We start from the raw sequence: 1,954 nt of genomic DNA on the forward strand, positions 1-1,954 counted from the left end.
ACGCCTCAAGCTCAAGCGGGCCGGCTGGAACGATGCCTTCCTCTTCGAACTCCTCGGCTACATGCGATAGCCCTGCCTGGAGGGGGAGGGTCGCTGCGCATGTAGCGAAGCGGAATGCGTAGCGGGGTGGGGTGATCTCTCCACGCGGGCAATGTTCACTGAGGATGGACCGTCACCTCACCCCGTCTCATGTCTCGCTTCGCTCAACATGAGCCGACCCTCCCCCTCCAGGGGAGGGAAAGCGCCGACCTTACAACGCGAAAGGTGAAGTCCCGCGTTAGCGGGTAGGTGGCCCAGGAAAAAGTGCGTCTGAGTCGGCCTACCGCGCCGCGCCCTCCGTGAACGCGGTCTCGATCACATCGCCGAAGGGCTGCCACGACCTGCCGTCAAACTGCACCAGCCGCATCTGCTTGATCGGCAGGTAGCTGTTCGGCGAAGTATTCATCCTGATGTTGGGCAAGGCGACGGAAGGCTGTTGGTCCCTGAGCGAAGCCGCCTGACGCATGATGTTATCGCGCGACAGGTCGTTGCCACATTGCTTCAGCACCTGCGTCAGCGCCTCGGCCGCGGCGTAGCCATAGAGCGCCGCGCTGTTGTTGGTGCTTTCGACGTGATGATACTTGTCCATGAAGGCGAACCAGTCCTTCATGGCGGGGTCGTTCTTCCATGCGGGGTCGCTCGGATCCTTCAGAAAAGCCGCCGAGATCACGCCGGCGGAATTCTCGAGGCCCGCGGGCGCCATCGCATTGGCGATCGAGGCGGAGGCGTCGTTGACGATGATGACCGGGCGCCAGTTGAGTGACGCCGCCAGCTTGATCACCTTGGACGCCGTCGACGGCACGCCGAGAAAGACGAAAATATCGGCGCCGGCGCGCTTGAGGATCGAGACGTGCCCTTCGAGATGCTCATCGGCGATGTCGAAGGCGATGTCGACGAGAACGAGACGGTTCAGGTCGCCAAGACCTTCCTGGATGCCCCTGTAGAGCATGCGTCCGAACTGGTCGTTCTGCCAGAGCACCACGATCTTCTTTTTGGGGTAATAGGCCTGGATGTAGTTGGCATAGATGCGCCCTTCCGACCGGAACGACGGCTGCCAGCCCATGGTCCAGGGAAACGCCTTGGCCTGGCTCAGCTCCTCATCGCCGGAGGCGACGAACAGCTGCGGGATTCTCTTCTCGTTCAGGTACCAGCGCGTGGCGAGATTGCCGGGCGTGCCGAACGAGCCGAACATCAGGTGCACGTCGTCCTTCTCGACCAGATTGCGCGTCAGCTCCAGCGCGGTCGCCGGATCGGAATTGTCGTCGCGCGTGATGAAGCGGATCTTGCGGCCGTTGATGCCGCCGCGCGCGTTGACCATGTCGAAATAGGCGGCTTCCGCCTGGCCGATGGCGCCGAATTCCGACAGCGGTCCCGAATACGGCATGACATTGCCGATACGGATTTCATCGTCGGAAATGGGCTGCTCTGAGCGCTGCTGCGACATCGCCCCCAGAGAGGCGAGAGCGGCAATCAAGACGAACAGCAGTCTGCCGGTGACGCGCATGCTCGACACCTTGTCGTTGACCCCCAACGAGGTCGGCTTGATCCGCACCAAGGCGAGTTGATCTACGTCAAGCGTTTGGCAAAGCTGTGGCGTGTTGCCCCGCTTCAAAGCAGCGCATGGCAGCCCGAACGAAACGGCAGGCGTGTTGACGGGCCGTTCAATCGAGAGAGCGCGCCGTGTGGCACCCCTCTCCCTAGCCCTCCCCCGCAAGGGGGGAGGGAACGCACCTGTGCGTGTGGTTGGGTCAAGGTGAAGGCGACTCGCGCTGAGTTTTCGCTTGAAGTTTTGAACTCAGCTCTCACCGCGCAGCACGCTGCGCTCCCTCCCCCCTTGCGGGGTAGGGGAATCGCATATGGCGGCGGATGGGCGTTGCGAAGCGGTTGGAACTGGATTCTTTGGGTGTCTCCCACT

Annotated in this window: 1 protein-coding gene; it reads right to left on the reverse strand. The window is 62.3% G+C overall.

Annotation, left to right across the window (positions count from 1 at the left end):
• Nucleotides 1-319: 319 nt before the first annotated feature.
• A complete protein-coding gene (locus JQ627_RS38865; RefSeq protein ID WP_212489595.1) occupies nucleotides 320-1,543 on the reverse strand; it encodes an ABC transporter substrate-binding protein in 1,224 nt (407 codons plus the stop codon).
• Nucleotides 1,544-1,954 lie beyond the last annotated feature (411 nt).

Source organism: Bradyrhizobium liaoningense (assembly GCF_018130785.1).
In the GTDB taxonomy this organism is placed as follows: Bacteria; Pseudomonadota; Alphaproteobacteria; order Rhizobiales; family Xanthobacteraceae; genus Bradyrhizobium; species Bradyrhizobium liaoningense_A.

Bases quoted from the DNA above. Each gene is read 5' to 3' on its own strand.
- JQ627_RS38865 (WP_212489595.1), bottom strand. From the start codon at position 1,543: ATGCGCGTCACCGGCAGACTGCTGTTCGTCTTGATTGCCGCTCTCGCC.